The sequence below is a fragment of the Micromonospora sp. NPDC050686 genome (assembly GCF_040654475.1).
In the GTDB taxonomy this organism is placed as follows: Bacteria; Actinomycetota; Actinomycetes; order Mycobacteriales; family Micromonosporaceae; genus Micromonospora.
The window spans coordinates 403118-422004 of record NZ_JBFAID010000001.1; the positions used below are offsets into that span (position 1 = coordinate 403118).

Sequence of the window (18887 nt, forward strand, 5' to 3'; positions counted from 1 at the left end):
CGTACCCTACAAGGCCCGCTGACGGGCGGAAACGGCCTCCGGGTCGGGCGCGGGCAGGCCGTCGACCAGCCGGATCCGGGCCGCCGGTGGCAGCGCCGGGTCGGCCGCGGCCAGCAGTACGGCGAGCCGCAGGGCGCGGCGCAGCAGGCGGGTTCCTCGGTCGCTTCTCACCCGCGCAGCCTCCGAGCTGAAGTGAGGTTGAGGTCAAGCCGGCGCCGGCGTGCCTGCGGACGGGCCGGTGCTCCGCGCCACGCCGGGAGCGATCCGGCGGAGTGGTAATTTCGCCCGGCGGAAGCGGATGACCGGGCGCGGAGGAGGCGGTGACGTGGCGGACTGGCTGGCGGCCCTGGACCGCCGCGCCGAGTTGCGGGCCAAGGCGGGGCTGACCCGCCGGCTGCGACCGCGGGCCGCCGGCGACCCGGTGGTCGACCTCGCCGGCAACGACTACCTGGGGCTGGCCGTCCATCCCGAGGTCACCGCCGCGGCCGTGGCGGCGCTGTCGGCGTACGGGCTGGGCGCGACCGGGTCGCGGCTGGTGCGCGGCTCGACCGACGCGCACCACGCGCTGGAGGACGCGCTGGCCGACTGGCTCGGCGCCGAGCGGGCGTTGGTCTTCTCCTCCGGCTACCTGGCCAACCTGGCCGCCGTCCGGGGCCTGGTGCGCCCCCGTACCCTGCTGGTCTCCGACGCGCACAACCACGCCTCGCTGATCGACGGCTGCCGGATCTCCGGCGCGGAGGTCGTGGTGACCCCGCACGCCGACGTCGACGCGGTGGCCGCCGCGCTGGCCGCCGCCCCGGGCCGGCCGGCCGTGGTGGTGACCGAGTCGGTGTTCTCCGTCGACGGCGACCTGGCCCCGCTGGCCCGGCTGCACGCGGTGGCCCGCCAGCACGGCGCGCTGCTGCTGGTGGACGACGCCCACGGCCTCGGCGTCACCGGTCCCGCCGGTGCCGGCGGGGTGGCCGCCGCCGGGCTCGCCGGGCAGTCGGACGTGGTGGTCACCGCCACCCTGTCCAAGGCGCTGGGCGGGGCGGGTGGCGTGGTGGCCGGCCCGGCGCCGTTCGTGCGGCACCTCGTCGAGACCGGCCGTACCTTCATCTTCGACACCGCGCCGCCGCCGGCCGTGGTGGCCGGGGTGCGCGCCGCCGTGGGCCTGGCCCGGGCCGGCGACGACCTGCGCGCCGAGCTGGCCGAGCGGGTGGCGCTGGCGGTGCGCCGGCTGCGCGCCGCCCGGCTCGCCGTCTCCGATCCGGACGGCGCGGTGGTCTCGGTGACCGCGCCGGGCCCGGAGGCCGCCACCGCCTGGGCCGCCGACTGCCGGGACCGGGGCGTGGCGGTGGGCTGCTTCCGGCCGCCGTCCACCCCGGACAGCCGGTCCCGGCTGCGGCTCACGGTCAACGCCGGCGTGCCCCGGCGTGACTTCGAACGGGCCCTGGACGTCATCGTGGCCTGCGCATCATGAGCGCGAGGAGTGAGCCGGTCTTGCGAGCCCCGCAGTCGCGAACCAGATCGGCATCATGAGCGCGAGGAGTGAGCCGGTTCTGTGAGCCCCGCAGTCGCGAACAACCAGGGCCAGCGCCGTGAGGAGGGGTGGGACAGTGAGCGCGTGGAAGGGGCCGGTGCTGGTCACCGGAACCGACACCGAGGTGGGCAAGACGGTGGTGACCGCGGCCGTCGCCGCGGCGGCGCAGGCCGCCGGCATGCGGGTCGCGGTGATCAAACCCGGCCAGACGGGTACGGCCACCGGCGAGCCCGGCGACGTCGACTCGGTGCACCGGCTGGCCGCCCCGCTCACCGGCCGGACGCTGGCCAGCTTCCCGGACCCGCTCGCCCCGCTGGCGGCGGCCCGGGTGGCCGGGCTGGAGCCGCTGGAGCTGTACACCGCCGTCGACGCGGTCCGCGCGGAGGCCGACAAGCACGACCTGGTCCTCGTCGAGGGGGCCGGGGGGCTGCTCGTACCGATGGGGTTGCGCCCGTCGGGGGAGCCGTGGACGGTGGCCGACCTGGCCGTGTCGCTGGGCATCCCCGCGGTGGTGGTGGCCCGGGCCGGGCTGGGCACCCTGAACCACACCGCGCTGACCCTGGAGGCGTTGGAGCGGCGGGGTGTCCCGGCCGGGGTGGTGCTGGGCGCCTGGCCGGCCGAGCCGGAGCTGGTGCACTGGGCGAACCTGACCGACCTGGTGCCGAACCTGCTGGGCGCGGTGCCGATGGGCGCCGGGGCGATGGACCCGGGCGTGTTCCGCCGGTCCGCCCCGGGGTGGCTCACCCCCGAGCTGTACGGGGTGCTGGACGACTGGCGGGCGTGGGCCGAGGAGATCAGCTGAGCACCTGACTTTCGTCGGTGCCCGACCCGGCCCGGCGTGGGTAGCCTGGCCCGGTGCGGGGCTGGTGGCGTAGGTGGAGCGGTCGGGAGTCGTCCGACCTGCTGCTCTGGGCGGTGGTCGCCGCCCCCGTCGGGTACGCCCGCCTCACCCCGCCGTACGAGCCGTACGTCGGTGTGCTGCTGGCCGGGTCGCTGTTGCTGCTCGCGGTGGCGGTGGCGGTCGGCCGGCGGGCGCCGCTGGCACCGGTGGTGCTGGCGCTGGCCGGGTCGGCGTTCGACGGCAACTTCGTCTTCGCGCTGCTGGCCTTCAGCTACCTGGCCGGCCGGCGGGGCGCGCGTACCGGTCGGGTGGTGGGATTGTTCGCCGCGGTGGCCGTGGCCGGCACGGTGCTGCACCTGGGGTTGCTGGGCACCGGCATGGCGACCTGGTTCCTGCTCAGCTGCGTGCTGCTCGGCGCCGGGGTGTTCCCCTGGCTGGTGGGCGACTACCGCCGGCAGCGGCACGCGCTGGTGGTGGCCGGCTGGGAGCACGCGGAGGCGTTGGAACGCGAGCAGCGGGGCGCCGCCGAGCGGGTCCGGCTGCGGGAACGCGCCCGGATCGCCCGGGACATGCACGACACGCTCGGCCACGAGCTGAGCCTGGTCGCGCTGCGCGCGGCGGCCCTGGAGCTGGCCGACGACCTCGATCCCCGGCACCGGGCGGCGGCCGGGGAGCTGCGGGCCAGCGTGGCCGGGGCGACCGAACGGCTGCACGAGATCATCGGGGTGCTCCGCGAGCCGGCGGAGCCGGCCGCCACCGGCCCGGCCGGGGCGAGCGTCGCCGACCTGGTGGACGGCGCACGCGAGGCCGGCATGGCGGTGACCCTGCGGCTCGCGCCCGAGGCCGCGGGGCTGCCGGCGATGGTCGGGCACGCGGCGCACCGGGTGGTCCGGGAGGCGCTCACCAACGCCGCCCGGTATGCCCCGAGCGCGCCGGTGACGGTCGTCGTCGAGGCGGACGCGGCCGGCGCGGTGGTGGTGCGGGTGTCGAACGACGCGCCGCCGGACGAGCCGCTGCCGGGCCCCCGGTCGCACGGTTCGGGCCTGCTCGCGCTCGCCGAACGGGTCCGGTTGGCCGGGGGCGTCCTCGACGCCGGCCCGGCGGCCGACGGCGGCTTCGCGGTCCGCGCCCGCTTCCCGGTGCCGGACCCCGCCGGGCCGGGTCACGCCCGCGCGGTGGACCACGCCCCCGCCGGCCCGGCCACCGCCCCGCCGTCCCACAGGCCGGCGCCCGGCCGCGCCTGGCGTCCGTGGTCCGGCCACGTCCCGCATCCGTGGTCCGGCCGCGCCTGGCGTCCCTGGCCCGGCCACGTCCCGCGTCCGTGGCCCGGCGGGGGGCCGGATCCGGAGGGCGGGCAGGGCCCGCCGAGCGTCGCCGGGCAACGGCTGCGGGACGCCCGGCGCGGGGTGCGGCGCAGCCTGCTGGTGGCGCTCGCCGCGCCGGCCGCCGCCGCCTCGGCGCTCGCGCTGGTCTACTACCCGGTGGCCACCGCCGGCGCGGTGCTGGACCGCGCCAGCTACGAGCGGATGCGCCCCGGCACCCCCCGCCCCGAGCTGGCCGGGCTGCCCCGCCGCCAGGTCGAGCCGCCGCCGGACGCCCCGGGCGCCGCCGGCGGCGCGCGCTGCGAGTACTACACCGACGGGAACTTCCCCCTGGCCCGGCCGGCCTGGCGGCTCTGCTTCGCCGACGGCCGGCTGATCAGCAAGGAGCGGTACGACAGATGAGCGGGACGATCCGGCTGCTGCTCGCCGACGACGAGGCGATGATCCGCGCCGGAGTGCGGGCGATCCTGGCCACCGATCCGGGGATCGAGGTGGTGGCCGAGGCCGGGGACGGTGCGGCGGCGGTGGAGGCGGCCCGCGCGCACCGGCCGGACGTCGCCCTGCTGGACATCCGGATGCCGAGGCTGGACGGGCTCGCCGCGGCCGCGGAGATCCGCCGGCTGCTGCCCGGGACGGCCACGGTGCTGCTCACCACGTTCGGCGAGGACGAGTACGTGGTCCGGGCGCTCGGCGCCGGGGCGGCCGGGTTCCTGCTGAAGTCGGGCGACCCGCGGGAGCTGATCGCCGGAGTGCGGGCGGTCGCCGGGGGCGGGGCGTACCTGTCGCCGCGGGTGGCGCGGCGGGTGATCGAGCTGACCGGCGCGCGGATGGCGCGGGTGCCGGCGGCGCGGGACCGGACGGCGGGGCTGACCGGCCGGGAGCGTGAGGTGCTCGGGCTGGTCGGGGCCGGCCTGTCCAATGCCGAGATCGCCCGCCGGCTCTTCCTCACCGAGGGCACCGTGAAGAGCTACCTGACCAGCATCTTCACCCGGCTGGAGGTGCGCAACCGGGTGCAGGCGGCGATCCTGGCGTACGAGGCGGGCCTGACCGGCTGACCGGCCGGCGGCCGGGCTTCAGGCGTCCCGGCGGCGCAGCGCCCACCGGCCGGCGGTGAGCGCGGCGACCGCCCAGCCGGCGAGCAGCAGCAGGCCCACGACCGGCGGGTACGGATGGTCGTCGCCGGCCATGAAGTGGCCGCCGGCCACCCCCGGGAAGGCGTCGGCGATCCGGTCCAGCACGGTGATGCCGGGCTCCTGCAACGACAGCGGGACGATCATCAGCAGTGCGAGGAGCACGACCACGCTCAGCACCGCGCCGCGGAGCACGGCGCCGACGCCCAGCGCCAGCACCCCGACCAGGGCCAGGTACGCCGCCACGGCGAGCAGGTCACCGGCGGTGCCGGCCACCGGCGCCCGCCCCCACCGGCCGAGCACCGGCGCGGCGGCGGCCACCCCGACCAGGCCGAGCAGCAGCCCGAAGCCGAAGGTGACCGCGCCGGCCACCACCGCCTTGGCCAGCAGCACGGTGCCCCGGGACGGGGTGGCGGTCAGCGTGCCGCGCAGGGTGCCGGTGGCGTACTCGCTGGTGACGGCGAGCAGGCCGAGGGCGAGCACGGCGTACTGGGTCAGCTCCAGCGAGCCGATCACCACGCTGCCGACGGTGACGACGCCGGCGTCGTCGGCGGGGTCGTCGTTGGTGTTGCCGTTCGCCGCGTAGATGGCCAGCTGGGCCGAGGTGGCCGCCATCACCAGCGCCCCGGCCAGCAGCGTCCACCAGGTGCTGCGCACCGACCACAGCTTCGTCCACTCGGCGGCCACCGCGCCGGGGAGCGCGGGACGGGTACGGGTGGCGTCGACGGCGTTCATCGGGGACCACCTCCGGCGTATTCGACGGCGTCGGCGGTCAGTTCCATGAAGGCCTCCTCCAGGGTGGCGGCCACCGGGCTCAGCTCGTGCAGCGCCACCCCCAGCTCGTACGCCAGGTCCCCGACCCGTTCGGCGCCGGCGCCGGTGACGGTGAAGCCGGCCGGGCCGTCGGCGGTCACCGTCGCCCCGTCACCGGCCAGCTGGCCGGCCAGCCGGGCCAGCGCCTCCGGGTGCGGCCCGCGGACCCGTACCGAACCGGCCGGCCCGGCGGCGAGCAACTCGTCGACCGGGGCGTCGGCGATCAGCCGGCCCCGGCCGATGACCACCAGGTGCCGGGCGGTCTGCTGCATCTCGCTCATCAGGTGGCTGGAGACGAGCACGGTCCGCCCCTCGGCGGCCAGCCCCGCGGTCAGCTCGCGGATCCACCGCACCCCGTCCGGGTCGAGCCCGTTGACCGGCTCGTCGAACATCAGCACCGGCGGGTCGCCGAGCAGCGCACCCGCGATGCCCAGCCGCTGCGCCATGCCGAGGGAGAGGGCCCGTCCGGGTTTCCGGGCGGCCCGGTCGTCGAGGCCGGCCACGGCGAGCGCCTCGTCGACCCGGCGGCGGGGGATGCCGTTGCTGCGGGCCATGGCCAGCAGGTGCGCCCGGCCCGACCGGGCGGGGTGCAGGGCGCGGGCGTCGAGGAGCGCGCCCACCTCGTGCAGCGGGTGCCGCAGCTCCCGGTACGGGCGGCCGGCGACCAGCGCCCGCCCGGCGGTCGGCCGGTCCAGGCCGAGCACCATCCGCATGGTGGTGGACTTGCCGGCCCCGTTCGGGCCGAGGAAACCGGTGACCCGGCCGGGCGCGATGTCGACGGTCAGGTCGTCGACCGCGGTCACCGCCCCGAACCGCTTGGTCAACCCACGTAATGTGATCATGCGCTGACGCTAGGCGGCTCGGCGGTGGCCGCGCGGCTGCCGAACGGCGTCGATCACCCCTGACCTTCGTCAGGCGGTGGCGACCCGACGTGGCCCGGCCGGGCCCGCGCCGGCTCGTCGGATCATGAAGGCGTCCGGCATCCGGAAGGTGAGGTTGTCCGGGCACCACGGCGGGCGGAGCACGGTCACCCCGTCCAGCAGCGGCGCGGCCTCGGCGACCACCACCGCCGCCTCCAGCCGGGCCAGCTGCGCCCCGACGCAGCGGTGTGCGCCCGCGCCGAAGGCGAGGTGCCGGCGCGACCCGCGCTGCCCGGGGCGGAACTCGGCGGGCGCCGGCACCACCGCCGGGTCGCGGCCGGCGCGGGCCAGCCAGAGTACGACGCTGCTGCCCGCCGGCACGGCCGTGCCGCCGAGCGTGGTGTCCACCGCGGCCACCCGCCGCCAGGTGACGATCGGCGGTTCCAGCCGCAGCCCCTCCTCGACCACGTCGGCGACGTCGACGGTGTCGGCGCGCAGCCCGGCGCGTACCGCGGGTTCGGCGGTGAGCCGGTGCAGCAGCAGGGTGAGGAACTGCGAGGTGGTCTCCTGCCCGGCCACCAGCAGGAAGAACAGCGCGCCGACCACCACGTCGGGGGAGTGCCCGGCGGCCCGCAGTCGGGCGGCGAGGCCGCCGCCGGTGGCGGCGAAGCCGCGCAGCACGGTGTGGAAGCGGCCCACCTGCGTGGCGAGGGCGAGCTGGCGGTCGGCGTCCAGCGGCGCCCAGAACAGTTCCAGCGCAGCCCGGGCGAAGTCCTTCACCGCGCCGACCGGGGCGTCGGGCAGCTCCACCAGCCGGGCCAGCACCAGCAGCGGCAGGTCGGCGGCGAGTTCGGCGTACAGGTCGACCGGCTCGCCGGCGTCGAGGGCGGCGGCCAGCCGGGCCACCCGCCGCCGGACCAGGTCGGTCAGCCACGGCCGCTGCGCGGCCACCCGGTCCGGGTGCAGCGCGTCGGCGACGATCGCGCGGATCTCCGGGTGACTGGCCCCGGAGTTGTTGGCCAGCGTGGGCGGGAGCCGGAACCGGTGCCCGGCGAGCACCCGCAACGCGGCCACCGGCACCGGGGTCACCGCGTCGAGCGCGTTGTCCGGGCGGAAGGTCACCGGGTCGGCGAGCACCTGCCGGACCAGCGCGTGCCGGGTCACCACTAGATGGGGTACGCCGAGGTGGTCCGGCACGGTCGCCACGTCCGGCCACGCGTGGTCGACGTGATCCCCCCAGCCCCGGAACAGCACGCCGTCACGCTAGCGGGCGGCCCCGGGCAGGCCGGGGTTCAGCTCCCACACGGTGGTGTGCTTCACCCGTACGCTCTCCAGCGCCTCCGGCACCGGCACGTCGTAGCCGGCCAGCTCGCGGAACCGGTCCCGGGGCAGGAACGCCCGCCCCGGGTCGCCCACCAGCACCCGGGCGCCGGCGCGGGCCACCCGTAGCAGGAAGCGCAGCATCCGCCGCGCCATCGCCTCGCTGTAGAACGCGTCCCCGACGAGCACCACCTCGGCGTCACCGGCGTCGCCGTCCAGGATGTCGCCCAGTTCGGCGTCGACGCGTACCCCGTTGGCCTCGGCGTTGAGCGCGACGGCCGCGACGGCCCGCTCGTCGACCTCGACCGCGCGGACGGCGGCGGCGCCGGCCCGGGCGGCGGCGATGGCCACCAGGCCGGAGCCGGCGGCCAGGTCGAGCACCCGGCGGCCGGCGACCACCTCGGGGTGGTCGGTGACGTAGCGCGCGAGGCCCTGCCCGCCGGCCCAGGCGAAGGCCCAGAACGGCGGTGGCTGGGCGCTGTGGAACTCGCCCTCGGTCAGCTCCCAGAGCCCGATCGGCTCGTCGGCCTGGTGCAGGTGGACCTCGGGGACGAACGGCACCGGGGCCAGCCGGGCGTGCAGCCGGACGAAGGCCGCGGAGATGTCGGACACCCGGTGATTGTCCCCGGCTTCGGTTCTGGGCGTGTCGCGGGGCGGCGGTGATCGGTTCACCACCCACCGTGAGATCGGCCCCCGGAGTTGGCGGACGGTGCGAACACGCCCGTCTACCCGGGGGCCGGAGCCGCCCATAGCGTCTTCGGTGCGGACGACCGACGGGAGGGTGAGGCGGTGGTGCGGGTGCGGCGGTACGCGCTGCGGGTGGGTCTGCTGTTGGCCGGGGTGCTGGTCGCGGTCGTCGGCGGGGCGGTGCCCGCCGGGGCCGCGCCGGGCTTCGCCACCGAGCTGACCGGGTTGCCGGACGAGTTCACCGCCGGCGACCGGGTGCAGACCGTCTCCGCGGTGGTGTCCCGCACCGGCGGTGGTGGTTGTCTGAAGGTCCGGTGGTCGCTGGTGCTCACCGTGGACGGCATCCGGCTGGACCAGGTGAAGCTGGACCGGGTGGAGGACGACGGTTCCTTCCCCGTCGACGTCCGCACCGAGGGGGACACGGCCCGGTTGACCGACCGCCGGCTCGACCCGGGCACGCTCTGCCCGGACCGGACGGTGACCGCCCGCTACCGGATGGCGTTCGCCGAGGACGTCACGCGGGGGCGGATCAGCCTCGCCGCCGAGGCGTACGACGAGGGTCTGCGGTTGCTGGCCCGGCGGACGGCGACTCGCAGCGTGGTCGGCGCGGGCGCGGCGGTGGAACCGGCGCCGCCGGCGGAGCCGACGGTCGAACCCGCGGCGCCCACGGACGAGCCCACGGTGGAGCCGGAGGTGGCGCCGACCGTCGAGCCGACGGAGGAGAGCGCCGCGGCCGGGGCGCCGGTCGCCCAGGCACCGCCCGGGGCCGAGCCGGGCCGCCGGGTGGCGGACTCGGGCGGGTTCGGGGTCGTGCAGGCGGCGTTCCTCCTCGGTGGGCTGCTGCTCTTCCTCGGCGTCGGCCTGCTGCTGCGGCTGCGGCAGTTGGTGCGGACGGACCGCGCGGCCCGGGAGTGGGCCGAGTCGCCCGGACGGGCCTGGGAGCGGGCCCCGGCGGCCCGGCGCTGGCGGACCGCCCGCCGCTGACCCGTTACAAGAACTCACCTCTTGTAAACCGCCGGCTGCCGCTGCGCCCCGGCACCGGCCAGGCGGCGTCGACCGCCCGCTGACCGGCCGTCACGGGGCCCAGTCCGGGTCGCGGCCGAAGGCGGCGATCAGCCGGTCCTGCTCGTCCGCCTCGGTCGCCGTTGCCCGGCCGGGACGGGTCAGCTCACCCTGCCGATACTGCTCGGCCCGGCCGGCGAACCAGCGGGCACACTCCCGGACCGCGCCGGCGTCGAGCGCCGGATCGGCGCCGATCGCCACCGCCAGGTCCCACCCGTGTACGAGGTGCTCCGCCACCAGCTGGTGCAGGTACTCGTCGACCGGGGTGTCCCCGGCGGAGAGGTGCACCACGCCACCCGAGACGCCCGGGTTGGTGGCCGCCACCTCCGCCTGCGACGCCGCCTCCCGGGCGGTGCCGACCGGGTCGGCGCCGAGGACGTCACCGGCGTACCGGTCGCCGACCTCGTCGACGGTGCGGCCGGCGAGCAGCGCGACGCTCCACCGGTCCTCGCTCACCACGTGGTTGACCAGCGTCCGGACGTCCCAACCCGGGCACGGGGTCGGGTCTGACCACTGGTCCGGACCGATCTGGTCCACCCGGTCGGTGAACTCGGCCAGGCTGCGGCGATAGGCGTCGAGCAGCTCCATACCGTCGATTGTCGCGGCTGCTCCGGTTGATCCGGGCGGTTTTGTCCGGCCGCTCGGTCGGCAACTTCGTCCAGGCCCCGGCCCGCGGTGCGGCCAGGCGTCCGCGGTTTGTCCGGGACCCGGCCCGCGGCGCGGGTCACTCCAGGTCCGTCGGGTCCAGCCCGAGTTCGCGGGCGGCGACCATCCGGATCCACGAGGCGAACTGCCGGCGGGAGATCACCCGGTCGTGGACCGCCAGCTGCACGGCGAGGCCGTCCATCACCGCGCTGATCCGCCAGGCGGCGCCCGCCGGGTCGGCACACTCGAAGGTGCCGTCGCGGACGCCGTCGGAGATGACCGCCGCCAGGTCCTCCCGCCACCGCAGGTCCAGCCGGCGGGACACCTTCTCCAACTCCGGCGTACGCAGCGACTCCGACCAGCCGTCGATCCACATGGACCAGGACGTGGGCCGCCCGGCGGGGGTGTAGAGGCGCAGGATCCGGCGCAGCTTGACCAGCGGCGGGGCGGGGGAGCGGAGCACCGCGTCCAGCCGGGCCAGATCCTGCTCCACCGCGTACGCGAACGCCTGGGCGAGCAGCCGGTCCTTGGTGGCGAAGTGGTAGAAGACCAGCGCCTGGCTCACCCCGGCGGCCTCCGCCACGTCGGCGGTGCGGGTGTTGGCCAGGCCGCGTTGCTGGATCACGTCACAGGCCGTGCGCAGCAGGGCATCCAGGCGGATCTCGGCGGCACGTCTCGTCACGCCGGTTACCGTAACCCATCGACGTGACCACGAGCGGTCACCAACCCGCCCCGCGGTGACGTGGCTTGGTTGAAACCGCACACCCGGTCCGACGCCCGGGCTCCCGGCCGGTCGTGGCCTCGTGCCGCGGGCGGCCGGACGCGCCGGAGCGCACCCCGAGTTGGCAACTCTTCCGGCCCTGGGCTAAAGTTCTCATCCGTCACCCGATGTCGCGGTGACACGCGGACGTAGCGCAGCTGGTAGCGCATCACCTTGCCAAGGTGAGGGTCGCGGGTTCGAATCCCGTCGTCCGCTCGGAGCTGCCGCCACGCATGACGGGGGCAACCTCGGTGGGGTGGCCGAGAGGCGAGGCAACGGCCTGCAAAGCCGTGTACGCGGGTTCAAATCCCGTCCCCACCTCGGATCAGACGCGGGCGATTGGCGCAGTGGGAGCGCGCTTCCTTGACACGGAAGAGGTCACTGGTTCAAACCCAGTATCGCCCACCAGAGGAAGAGGCCGGATCATCATGATCCGGCCTCTTCGCCTTTCCCGTTGATCAGAGCGGCGGAACGTCGCGGCGTTCCTCGACCCGGCGGTACTCCACCGGCTCGGCGGTGGTGACCACCTCGCGTCGGCGGCCCCACACCAGCGTCGTCATGATGAGGCCGAGCACGCCTGCGGCCATCAGGATCCAGCCGACGACGTCGAGGTTCACCCCGCCGATGCTGGCGTCGAGCGCGAAGGTGAGGATCGCGCCGACCGCGATCAGGAAGATGCTCATGCCGATTCCCACGACAGCCTCCTTCAGGGGGGATGTGGTGTGCTGTCGCGAGCGTCAGTACCCCGTCGGTGACCAGCGCAATCACCCGCTGCGTCGAGGCGCGGTGGGGCCGGGCCGGGGACGATCTTGTCATCGGGTACAGTTGTCCCGTCGCCGACGAACGCCGGTGGCACGCGGACGTAGCGCAGCTGGTAGCGCATCACCTTGCCAAGGTGAGGGTCGCGGGTTCGAATCCCGTCGTCCGCTCGCAGCACCGCACGGGCGATTGGCGCAGTGGGAGCGCGCTTCCTTGACACGGAAGAGGTCACTGGTTCAAACCCAGTATCGCCCACCAGTCCCTGCGGAACCCGGCTCATCGAGCCGGGTTCTCTTTGTTCCGGCCCCGGCCGGGTCCCGCGCCGCCGAGATCTTGGACAGTTCAAGTTCGTCGCTGACGGGAACGGTCCAAGATCTGGATACGCCGAAGGCCGGCACCCGTTGTCGGGTGCCGGCCTTCGGGTTGGCTCAGCTGTTCCAGTACTGGGCGACCAGGTCGGCGGCCTGCTGCTCCCACTGGGCGTAGTGGTCCGGGTAAGCGGACACCTGCACCGTCTGCGCGGCCTTGGTCAGCGGCATGTCCTGCCAGCCGTCGACCTGCTTGAGGCCCTTCAGGAACGCGGTGGTGGAGTACTCGGGGTCGGTGATCTGCTCGACCGTGCCCCAACCACTGGACGGGCGCTGCTGGAACAGGCCCTGCGAGTCGTGGTCGTTACGGTCACCGAGGTGACCCAGGTTCTCCAGCTTCGACTCCTGCAACGCCGTCGCGATCGACACGACCGCGGCCCGCTCGTCCATACCCGACTTCTTCGTCGCTGCGATGATCGCCTTCACGTTCGCGATCTGCTCGTCGCTCAGGTCGATCTTCGACTGGGCGCCCTGCACACCGTGCGGGATCAGCTTGCCCGCGTCGGGCTTGTCGGCCTGCACGGCCGCGATCGGGGCCATACCCGAGGTGGGAGTGGCATCGTGGTGGCTCAGCGGGCCGGCGGCGAGACCACCGGCGAAGGCCAGACCAGCAATACCCAGCACGCTCTTACGAATGATCGTGTTCATGGGGGTAGCTCCATTCGGGGGTCGGCACCCGGCACGCCCATGGGGCGCACTCGGGTGCAAGCACCACGCCAGGCGCTCAAAAGTCTCGGGGATCCGGCGGCTCGCGGGGCGGGGGCCTCTGCGCGGCGCCAGACCATGTGTAACGACCGCCGGCCCGCCATCATTCCCGGCCCGGGGGCCCGGGGCTGGCGGCGTGGGGTGCTGCTGCGGTCGTCCGGGTGATGTAACGACCGGGCTCGGCCCAGCATTCCGCCGGACGTGTCCCGGCCGTCGAGCGAATCGGACATGCGGCGCTCCACGGTACGAACCGGGCCGCAACGGCGGTGCGCTTTCTGCCGTCGGCATAGCCACCCGGACGGAATCCGCGCGGCCCCGTCCGGATCCGGCACGGTGGGCGACATGAAACTTCTGGTGCTGGGCGGGACGGGCTTCGTCGGCGGGGCCATCGTGGCCGAGGCGGTGCGCCGCGGCTGGGACGTGACGGTGTTCAACCGGGGCCGGCACGGGGCGGTGCCGGAGGGCGTACGCCGGTTGCGGGGTGACCGCCTCGCGCCCGGCGGCCTCGCCGCGCTGGCCGGCGGGACGTGGGACATCGCGGTCGACACCTGGGACGGCGCTCCCCGGGCGGTCCAGGACGTCGCGCGGGTCCTGGCCGGCGCGGTCCGGCACTACGGCTACGTCTCCAGCGGATCGGTGTACGTGTCGCCGGCCCCGCCCGGGGTGGGCGAGGACGCGCCGGTGGTCGACGCTGCGGCCGACGCGGACGACGGCGACTACGCGTCGAACAAGGCCGGTGGGGAGCGGGCGGCGGTGGAGGTCTTCGGCGAGCGGGCGGTGCTGGCCCGCGCCGGACTGATTCTCGGGCCCGGGGAGGACATCGGCCGGCTGCCGTGGTGGTTGCGGCGGATTGCCCGGGGCGGGCCGGTGCTCGCTCCCGGGCCGGCGGACCTGCCGTTGCAGTACGTCGACGTCCGTGACCTGGCCGGCTGGCTGCTGGACCAGTGCGCCGACGGGCGGGGTGGGGCGTACAACGTGGTGGGGCGGACCGGGCACGCGACGATGGCGGAGCTGCTCCACGCCTGCGAGGCAGCGACCGGGTCGGGCGCCGAACTGCGCTGGACCGATCCGGAGCGGATCCTCGCCGCCGGGGTGGCGCCGTGGACCGAGCTGCCGATCTGGATCCCGCCGGGGCACGAGTACCGCTGGTTGCAGGAGCAGGACGTGACGAACGCGTACGCGTCGGGGTTGGCCTGCCGCCCGGTGGCCGAGACGGTCGCCGACACCTGGCGCTGGCTTCGCGAGGTCGGGGTGGTGCCGCCGCGCGCCGGACGCCCAGCGCGGGCGGCCGTCGGCCTGGACCCGGCGCGGGAGGCGGCGCTGCTGAGCTGACCGGGGCGGCGCACCCTCCCGAGGCAGAGGGGCCTCGCCGCTCAGGTGCCACCGCGGTTCAGGCGGGCACCACCGGCAGGTCGAGCACCTCGTCGACGCCCCGGCGCGGGGTCGGGCGACCAAGCTGGCCGTACCCGATCCGCATCACCATCTGCGGCGTGCCGAACCGGCCCAGCGACAGCCGCAGGGCCTCGCGGGCGCCGGGCACCTCGATCGGCTGGGACATCATGGACGCGCCCAGCCCGGCGTCGGTGGCGGTCAGCAGCACCCGTTGCAGCGCCTGACCGGCCACGAGCTGGTCGGTGGCGGTGTTGCCGGCGGAGCCGAGCACCACCACCAGCGGCTCCGGCTCGAAGTCGCGCCCGGGCGCCCGGCTGCGGCCGCCGAAGCCGCGGGCCGGCAACAGGTCCTGCGGCTCGCTCTGCGGGCCACCGGCGGCGGCCGGCACCCCGTCCGGCGCCGGTTCGGTACGTACCCACTCGGCCAGCTCCGCCCGGTAGTCGGGGTCGCGTTCGAGGACCCGGTTGGCGCTGCGCGCGATCTCCGCGAACGCGTTCACCGCGCTCACCCCGATCAGCAGCTCCAGCCAGCACTGCTCGGCCCGGGCCGCCTCGCCGAGGCGCCACCGGGTGTCCGCCGGCACCGGGTCCGGCCAGAACGGGGCCCGGTTGCTGAACCGGCGGGCGACGGCCGCGTGCAGGCTCTGTTCGGCGGGGGTGGGCCGGCGCGGCAGGTCGGGGACCAGCCGGGCCATCACCTCCGGCTCCGCCGGGTACGGCCGCAGCCGGACCCGGGCGGGCGTGCCGGCCACGGCCAGCGCCAGTCGCAGGTTGAACAGCGCCGCCCCGCAGGCGATCCGGGCACCCCAGCCGCTCGGGTCGGTGGCGGGCAGCCGCCGCGCCGGGTCGACGGAGAGCTCGATACCGCCGTCACGCAGCCGGAACCGCCACGGCTGACTGTTGTGCAGCGACGGCGCCCGGACGGCGTCGGCCACGGCGGCCCGCAGCTGCGCGACGGTGAAGCCGGTGTCCATGGTCATGCTCCTTCCGTGGCAGGTCGTGCCACCCCCGCTCGGGTCCACCCCCACCGTCCGTCAGCCCGGGCGGTCCCGGGCAGGGCCGGACGTCCCGACCACCCGGGCTGAGTGTTAGGAGGGGCCCCGCTACCCACCGGAAGCGATAGCAGGGGCCCCCCTTCTCGGGACCTTTGGCCTGTGCGGGGACGGCCTCGGGCGGGTAGAAACGAGGGATGATCCGGGTGTTCCTGCTCGACGACCACGAGGTCGTCCGCCGTGGCCTTGCCGACCTGTTGACCAGTAGCGGCGACATCGAGGTGGTCGGCGAGTCCGGCTCCGCGCCGGAGGCGGCCCGCCGCATCCCCGCGCTGCGCCCGGACGTGGCGATCCTCGACGCCCGCCTGCCCGACGGCAACGGCATCGACGTCTGCCGGGACGTCCGCGCGGTGGACTCCTCGATCAAGGGCCTCATCCTCACCTCGTACGAGGACGACGAGGCGCTCTTCGCGGCGATCATGGCCGGCGCGGCGGGCTACGTGCTCAAGCAGATCCGCGGCACCGACCTGGTCGACGCGGTCCGCCGGGTGGCCGCCGGGCAGTCGCTGCTCGACCCGGCGATCACCACCCGGGTGCTGGAGCGCATCCGCAGCGGGGTGGAGCAGCCGCGCGAGCTGAAGAGCCTCACCGAGCAGGAACGGCGGATCCTGGAGTACGTCGCCGAGGGGCTGACCAACCGGGAGATCGCCGGCAAGATGTTCCTGGCCGAGAAGACGGTCAAGAACTACGTCTCCAGCGTGCTGGCCAAGCTGGGCCTGGAGCGGCGGACCCAGGCGGCGGTGCTGGCCACCCGGCTGCTCGGCAAGAACCGCTGACCTCGCCAGCCACCGCTGACCTCGCCGCCGGGGCCACCCCGTCCGGCCCGGGCCGCCGGCTCAGTCCCGCAGCGGGACGCTCCAGCGCAGCTCGGTGCCGTGCGGGATCACCCGGCCGAGCTGGAAGTCCCCGCCGAGGCGTTCGGCCCGTTCGCGCAGGTTGACCAGCCCGCTGCGGGCCGCCGCCGGGTCGCAGCCCACCCCGTCGTCGGTGACCGTCACGGTCACCCAACCGGCCTCCACCCGGACCGCCACCGCGACCCGCTCGGCGCGGGCGTGGCGGACCGCGTTGGACAGCGCCTCGCGCAGCACGGCGGTCAGCTCGGGGCGCAGCGTGTCGGGCACGGCGCTGTCGATCGGGCCGACCAGCTCCAGCTCCGGCCGGTAGCCCAGCGACTCGGTGGCCACCTCGATCGCCTCGCGGATCTCGGTGCGCAGCGCGGCGCTCATCGGCGTACGCAGCTCGAAGATGGTGCGGCGGATGTCGCGGATGGTGGCGTCCAGGTCGTCCACGGCCGCGTTGATCCGCTTGGCCACCTCGGGGCGGGCGTTCATCGCCCCGCTCTGCAGTTGCAGGCCGGTGGCGAAGAGCCGCTGGATCACCACGTCGTGCAGGTCCCGGGCGATCCGCTCGCGGTCCTCCAGCACCACCAGCAACTCGCGTTCCTCCTGGCCGCGGGCGCGTTCCATGGCCAGCGCCGCCTGGCCGGCGAAGCTGCCCAGCAGCGCCACGTCGTCGTCGGCGGTCCCGCCGCGATCCGGCTGGTGCGCGATGACCAGCACGCCGTGCAGGGTGTCGGCGGCGGCGAGCGGGGAGACCACCGCCGGCCCGGCGACCACCGGCACCGGCCACGGCGCGGCCTCGGCCAGGTTCTCCACCAACTCGTGCCGGCGTTCGGTGACCGAGCCGGCGAAGGTGGTCTCGCCCGCCGGCAGCAGCGCCCCCACCATCTCCGCGGTGCGTTCGCCGGCGCCGTCGACCACCTCCACGGTGAACTGCCCGGCGTCCTCGTCGTAGAGCAGCACCAGCGCCAGCTCCGCCCCGGCGACCTCCCGCGCCCGGCGGGCCACCAGGGCCAGCGCGTCGGTGCGGCGCACCTCACCCAGCAGCACCGAGGTGATCTCGGCGGTGGCGGCCAGCCAGCGTTCCCGGCGGTGGGCCAGCGCGTAGAGGCGGGCGTTCTCGATCGCCACGCCGGCCGCGGCGGCCAGCGCCACCACGATCTCCTCGTCGTCCTCGGTGAACTCCGCCGCGCCCTGCTTCTCGGCCAGGTAGAGGTTGCCGAAGACCTGGTCGCGGATGCGTACCGGCACGCCGAGGAAGCTGTGCATCGGCGGGTGGTGCGGCGGGAAGCCGTACGACTTGGGATGCTGGGTGATGTCCGGCATCCGCACCGGCCGGGGGTCGTCGATGAGCAGGCCGAGCACCCCCCGGCCGTGCGGCAGATCGCCGATCTTGGCGTGCAGCTCCGCGTCGATGCCGTGGATGATGAAGTCGTGCAGCAGCCGGTCCGGGCCGATCACCCCGAGCGCGCCGTACCGGGCGCCGACCAGTTCGCAGGCCGACTGCACGATCCGCTGCAGCGTGCTGCGCAGGTCCAGGTCGGAGCCGATGCCGACCACCGCGTCGAGCAGGGCACGCAGCCGTTCCCGGCTGGTCACCACGTCGCCGACCCGGTCCAGCATCTCCTGGAGCAGCTCGTCGAGACGGACCCGGGACAGCGGGCTCAGACCCAGGGAGGGAGCCGCCGGGGATTCGGGCCGGGGATTCGGTGCGCTGCTCGCCACGCAGGCGATGCTATCGCCCGCGAACCGCGCGGCACGAGCCAGTCACGGCCGCACGTCGCCGACCGCGGACGTGTCGACCACCTGCTCCGTGGGCAGCCGCGGGGTGTGCGGCGGTCCGGCGTGCGCCGGGTCCGCGATCCCCAACCGCACCACGAGGTACGGGAAGCCCATCCCGGAGAGCACGCCCCGCAGCGTCTGCCGGGTGCCCTCGACCTCCACCACGCCCGACAGCGGCACCAGGGACACCCCCAGCCGGGTGGCGGTCAGCCAGGCCGCGGAGAGCGCCTCGCCGGCCCGCAGCCAGCTGTCCGGCTCGTCCTCGTCGCCGTAGAGCAGCGCGTACACGGCGGCCCGGTCGTGCCCGGGGCCGATCGGCAGGGTGCCCGCCCGGCCGAAGTCGCGGCCCGGCACGGTGGTCTGCGGGGCCTGCTCGGGCAGCACCTCCGGTGGCAGGCCGGTGCCGGTGCCGGTGCGGCTCGTCCAGTACGCCAGCTCCTCCCGGAGCTGGGGGTCCTCCGCCTCGACCGAGCCAGCGTGGCCGGCCGCGGCGGCCAGCTCCATCACCTGGTCGGAGTCGAGGATGTGCAGCCGGGCGCCCTCGCCGGTGGCGGCCCGGGTGATCTCACCGATCGCGGCGGTCGGGATCTGCTCGTCGCTGACCGGCCGCCGGTCGGTGTGCCGGACCTGCATGCACTGCACCAGGTGCATGGCCTGCGGGTCGGCGCCGGGGTGGCGCAGGCTGGTCAGCCGGGCCAGCAGCTCGGGGTCACCGGCGTCGGGCAGCCGTTCCACCACCGGCACCCAGCCCTCGGCGGCCAGCGCCACCCGGGCGTGGTGCAGCGCCGCGCCGCAGCTGAGCGCCAGCAGCCGCCCCTCCGGGTCGGTGGCGGCCAGCTGCCGGTCGCGGACCATCCGCAGCTCCAGCGAGTCGGGCAGCACCCGCCAGCGCCACGGCTGGGTGTTGTGCACCGAGGGGGCGTAACCGGCCGTCGCGGCGGCCTCCGCGAGGGCGGTGGTCAGCGGGCGGTCCGTAGCCGGCGTTCCGTGGCTCATCGTCACGACCTTTCCGTGTTTCGTCCCCATCGT

Annotated in this window: 19 protein-coding genes and 5 tRNA genes; 12 read left to right on the plus strand and 12 right to left on the minus strand. The window is 75.5% G+C overall.

The features are described 5' to 3' along the window. Positions 1-6: 6 nt before the first annotated feature. Positions 7-171 carry a hypothetical protein gene (locus AB0H57_RS01840; RefSeq protein WP_357501575.1) on the minus strand — a complete coding sequence of 55 codons (165 nt, stop codon included), beginning with the start codon at positions 169-171 and terminating at the stop codon, positions 7-9. Between the two features lie 154 nt (positions 172-325). Between AB0H57_RS01840 and AB0H57_RS01845 the strand changes: the two genes are divergently transcribed. The 4 genes from AB0H57_RS01845 to AB0H57_RS01860 all read left to right on the plus strand — a co-directional run bounded on the left by AB0H57_RS01845 (position 326) and on the right by AB0H57_RS01860 (position 4740). Then, the gene (locus tag AB0H57_RS01845) at positions 326-1462 is read left to right on the plus strand and encodes an 8-amino-7-oxononanoate synthase (protein WP_357501577.1); all 1137 of its coding nucleotides are present in this window, start codon (positions 326-328) and stop codon (positions 1460-1462) included. A 157-nt stretch (positions 1463-1619) separates the two neighbouring features. Next, a complete protein-coding gene (bioD, locus tag AB0H57_RS01850) occupies positions 1620-2324 on the plus strand; it encodes a dethiobiotin synthase (RefSeq protein WP_357501719.1) in 705 nt (234 codons plus the stop codon). A 53-nt stretch (positions 2325-2377) separates the two neighbouring features. Beyond that, on the plus strand, positions 2378-4087 hold the full coding sequence (locus AB0H57_RS01855) for a histidine kinase (RefSeq protein WP_357501579.1): 1710 nt from the start codon (positions 2378-2380) through the stop codon (positions 4085-4087). Further along, positions 4084-4740, plus strand: a complete 657-nt coding sequence (locus tag AB0H57_RS01860) for a response regulator transcription factor (RefSeq protein ID WP_357501581.1) — start codon at positions 4084-4086, stop codon at positions 4738-4740. The genes AB0H57_RS01855 and AB0H57_RS01860 overlap by 4 nt, the downstream gene beginning before the upstream one ends. Before the next feature lie 18 nt (positions 4741-4758). Here AB0H57_RS01860 and AB0H57_RS01865 read toward each other — a convergent pair whose 3' ends face one another. The 4 genes from AB0H57_RS01865 to AB0H57_RS01880 form a co-directional block, all read right to left on the minus strand. Continuing rightward, the gene (locus AB0H57_RS01865) at positions 4759-5550 is read right to left on the minus strand and encodes an ABC transporter permease subunit (RefSeq protein WP_357501583.1); all 792 of its coding nucleotides are present in this window, start codon (positions 5548-5550) and stop codon (positions 4759-4761) included. Continuing rightward, the gene (locus AB0H57_RS01870) at positions 5547-6470 is read right to left on the minus strand and encodes an ATP-binding cassette domain-containing protein (RefSeq protein ID WP_357501585.1); all 924 of its coding nucleotides are present in this window, start codon (positions 6468-6470) and stop codon (positions 5547-5549) included. Before AB0H57_RS01870 ends, AB0H57_RS01865 begins: the two co-directional genes overlap by 4 nt. Before the next feature lie 69 nt (positions 6471-6539). Continuing rightward, positions 6540-7694 (minus strand): cytochrome P450, encoded by a 1155-nt coding sequence (locus AB0H57_RS01875; RefSeq protein ID WP_357501721.1) that lies wholly within the window; start codon positions 7692-7694, stop codon positions 6540-6542. A gap of 57 nt (positions 7695-7751) precedes the next feature. Further along, positions 7752-8420 carry a 50S ribosomal protein L11 methyltransferase gene (locus AB0H57_RS01880; RefSeq protein WP_357501587.1) on the minus strand — a complete coding sequence of 223 codons (669 nt, stop codon included), beginning with the start codon at positions 8418-8420 and terminating at the stop codon, positions 7752-7754. A 177-nt stretch (positions 8421-8597) separates the two neighbouring features. Here AB0H57_RS01880 and AB0H57_RS01885 point away from each other — a divergent pair, with 177 nt between their 5' ends. Next, positions 8598-9479, plus strand: coding sequence for a hypothetical protein (locus AB0H57_RS01885; RefSeq protein ID WP_357501589.1), 882 nt, complete (start codon positions 8598-8600; stop codon positions 9477-9479). Positions 9480-9569: 90 nt separating this feature from the next. Here AB0H57_RS01885 and AB0H57_RS01890 read toward each other — a convergent pair whose 3' ends face one another. Beyond that, positions 9570-10145, minus strand: a complete 576-nt coding sequence (locus AB0H57_RS01890; RefSeq protein WP_357501591.1) for a TIGR03086 family metal-binding protein — start codon at positions 10143-10145, stop codon at positions 9570-9572. A gap of 136 nt (positions 10146-10281) precedes the next feature. Beyond that, complete coding sequence (locus AB0H57_RS01895) at positions 10282-10884, minus strand: TetR/AcrR family transcriptional regulator (protein WP_357501593.1); 603 nt, start codon at positions 10882-10884, stop codon at positions 10282-10284. 221 nt (positions 10885-11105) lie between these two features. On the opposite strand from AB0H57_RS01895, the gene AB0H57_RS01900 reads away from it, so the two are divergent. The 3 genes from AB0H57_RS01900 (at position 11106) to AB0H57_RS01910 (ending at position 11370) form a co-directional block, all read left to right on the plus strand. Beyond that, a tRNA-Gly gene (locus AB0H57_RS01900) sits at positions 11106-11178 on the plus strand. 34 nt (positions 11179-11212) lie between these two features. Continuing rightward, positions 11213-11283, plus strand: a tRNA-Cys gene (locus tag AB0H57_RS01905). 12 nt (positions 11284-11295) lie between these two features. Then, positions 11296-11370: transfer RNA gene (locus AB0H57_RS01910), tRNA-Val, on the plus strand. A gap of 50 nt (positions 11371-11420) precedes the next feature. Here the strand turns inward: AB0H57_RS01910 and AB0H57_RS01915 are convergent. Beyond that, the gene (locus AB0H57_RS01915) at positions 11421-11657 is read right to left on the minus strand and encodes a DUF6458 family protein (protein ID WP_357501595.1); all 237 of its coding nucleotides are present in this window, start codon (positions 11655-11657) and stop codon (positions 11421-11423) included. Positions 11658-11818: 161 nt separating this feature from the next. On the opposite strand from AB0H57_RS01915, the gene AB0H57_RS01920 reads away from it, so the two are divergent. Together AB0H57_RS01920 and AB0H57_RS01925 are read left to right on the plus strand one after the other, a co-directional pair. Further along, positions 11819-11891: transfer RNA gene (locus tag AB0H57_RS01920), tRNA-Gly, on the plus strand. 13 nt (positions 11892-11904) lie between these two features. Then, positions 11905-11979 (plus strand) — tRNA-Val (locus tag AB0H57_RS01925). Positions 11980-12149: 170 nt separating this feature from the next. Here the strand turns inward: AB0H57_RS01925 and AB0H57_RS01930 are convergent. Further along, positions 12150-12737, minus strand: a complete 588-nt coding sequence (locus tag AB0H57_RS01930) for a hypothetical protein (RefSeq protein WP_357501597.1) — start codon at positions 12735-12737, stop codon at positions 12150-12152. A 399-nt stretch (positions 12738-13136) separates the two neighbouring features. Here AB0H57_RS01930 and AB0H57_RS01935 point away from each other — a divergent pair, with 399 nt between their 5' ends. Then, entirely contained in the window at positions 13137-14126 is a 990-nt protein-coding gene (locus tag AB0H57_RS01935; protein ID WP_357501599.1) for an NAD-dependent epimerase/dehydratase family protein, read from the plus strand. A 58-nt stretch (positions 14127-14184) separates the two neighbouring features. Here the strand turns inward: AB0H57_RS01935 and AB0H57_RS01940 are convergent, their stop codons facing one another. Next, entirely contained in the window at positions 14185-15159 is a 975-nt protein-coding gene (locus tag AB0H57_RS01940; RefSeq protein ID WP_357501723.1) for a nitroreductase family protein, read from the minus strand. A 215-nt stretch (positions 15160-15374) separates the two neighbouring features. Here AB0H57_RS01940 and AB0H57_RS01945 point away from each other — a divergent pair, with 215 nt between their 5' ends. Continuing rightward, the gene (locus AB0H57_RS01945; protein ID WP_357501601.1) at positions 15375-16013 is read left to right on the plus strand and encodes a response regulator transcription factor; all 639 of its coding nucleotides are present in this window, start codon (positions 15375-15377) and stop codon (positions 16011-16013) included. Positions 16014-16073: 60 nt separating this feature from the next. On the opposite strand, the gene AB0H57_RS01950 is transcribed toward AB0H57_RS01945, so the two are convergent. Both AB0H57_RS01950 and AB0H57_RS01955 read right to left on the minus strand, forming a co-directional pair. Continuing rightward, positions 16074-17744, minus strand: coding sequence for a GAF domain-containing sensor histidine kinase (locus AB0H57_RS01950; protein ID WP_357501725.1), 1671 nt, complete (start codon positions 17742-17744; stop codon positions 16074-16076). Positions 17745-17843: 99 nt separating this feature from the next. Continuing rightward, positions 17844-18884, minus strand: coding sequence for a nitroreductase family protein (locus AB0H57_RS01955; protein ID WP_357501602.1), 1041 nt, complete (start codon positions 18882-18884; stop codon positions 17844-17846). Positions 18885-18887 lie beyond the last annotated feature (3 nt).

Excerpts from the sequence above, each read along its gene's own strand:
- AB0H57_RS01860 (WP_357501581.1), top strand. The coding sequence starts at position 4,084 with ATGAGCGGGACGATCCGGCTGCTGCTCGCCGACGACGAGGCGATGATC.
- AB0H57_RS01935 (WP_357501599.1), top strand. The coding sequence starts at position 13,137 with ATGAAACTTCTGGTGCTGGGCGGGACGGGCTTCGTCGGCGGGGCCATC.
- AB0H57_RS01940 (WP_357501723.1), bottom strand. The coding sequence starts at position 15,159 with ATGGACACCGGCTTCACCGTCGCGCAGCTGCGGGCCGCCGTGGCCGAC.
- AB0H57_RS01890 (WP_357501591.1), bottom strand. The coding sequence starts at position 10,145 with ATGGAGCTGCTCGACGCCTATCGCCGCAGCCTGGCCGAGTTCACCGAC.
- AB0H57_RS01955 (WP_357501602.1), bottom strand. The coding sequence starts at position 18,884 with ATGGGGACGAAACACGGAAAGGTCGTGACGATGAGCCACGGAACGCCG.
- AB0H57_RS01930 (WP_357501597.1), bottom strand. The coding sequence starts at position 12,737 with ATGAACACGATCATTCGTAAGAGCGTGCTGGGTATTGCTGGTCTGGCC.
- AB0H57_RS01870 (WP_357501585.1), bottom strand. The coding sequence starts at position 6,470 with ATGATCACATTACGTGGGTTGACCAAGCGGTTCGGGGCGGTGACCGCG.
- AB0H57_RS01945 (WP_357501601.1), top strand. The coding sequence starts at position 15,375 with ATGATCCGGGTGTTCCTGCTCGACGACCACGAGGTCGTCCGCCGTGGC.
- AB0H57_RS01865 (WP_357501583.1), bottom strand. The coding sequence starts at position 5,550 with ATGAACGCCGTCGACGCCACCCGTACCCGTCCCGCGCTCCCCGGCGCG.